Raw genomic sequence first — 596 nt, forward strand, 5'->3', positions numbered from 1 at the left:
ACATTGGGAATGATGTGATTGATGGTGGTAAAGGCAACGATATTTTGCAAGGTGGTGAAGGCAATGACCACTATGTTTATACCAAAGGTGATGGACATGATGTCATTGAAGATAACCAGGGTAACAACACCCTCGTCATTAATGGTAAGCAAGTACGCACGTTAACAGCCATCAATGATGAACAAAGTATCTTCCAGGATAAAAATGATAATTACTACTTAGTAGAAGGTAGTGATTTAATTGTGTGTCCTGTTGGTGGTGGCACTATCACCATTAAAAATTACCAGCCCAATAATTTTGGACTTGAAATTAGGCCAAAAGAAGAAATCCAACCTGAACCCATTCCAAGTAATCATCTTGTTATCAATACTGAAGATGATGCACCCAATGGTACCTCCTTATCTTCCATGTTTGAGGAAAATAATAATACTAGCTCGATGGTTTATAACGCTGAAGCGTTTAAAAGCAGTACAAATTTGAGTACCAATTTAACATCAGAGTGGGAAGCTATTAACTGGAAAACGTCAAACAACTCACGCCTTTCCTATAGAGAAACCATTTCCCGCTATAAATTCCTTTCCTTTCGAGGAAGCACA

At 38.1% G+C, this 596-nt stretch carries 1 pseudogene; it reads left to right on the forward strand.

Features of this window, described 5'->3' with window-relative positions:
- Positions 1-596: pseudogene (locus KCG35_RS26080) on the forward strand (hypothetical protein); the annotation flags it as partial.

Source organism: Zooshikella harenae (assembly GCF_018837975.1).
Classification (GTDB): Bacteria; Pseudomonadota; Gammaproteobacteria; order Pseudomonadales; family Zooshikellaceae; genus Zooshikella; species Zooshikella harenae.